The following is a 248-nucleotide window of genomic DNA, read 5'->3' as shown; positions in this document are numbered from 1 at the left end:
CTGCTTGTAATGTAGTAGATGAAACGATAGAATGTGATGGTGATAATAACCAAACTTTAGCAGATACTTGGAATGCAGATAATATCGTAGAACTTCAAGCTTGTGCAGATGATATTAATGTAACTATTACTTCTGATTATGCTTTCACTAACCTAGCTACAACTTGTGGTGCTGGTGGAACTATTCAAGTAACATATACGGCTACTGATGATTGTTTAAATACTTCTTCGGTTACTGCTACACTTACT

At 35.1% G+C, this 248-nt stretch carries 1 protein-coding gene; it reads left to right on the top strand.

The annotated features are described in order from the left end of the window. A partial coding sequence (locus tag ACVCZW_RS19425; RefSeq protein ID WP_452227607.1) for a hypothetical protein occupies nucleotides 1–248 on the top strand: 248 nt, incomplete at both ends.

The sequence above is a fragment of the Lacinutrix sp. MEBiC02595 genome (assembly GCF_053601555.1).
This window is presented reverse-complemented; position numbering and strand designations above follow the sequence as displayed.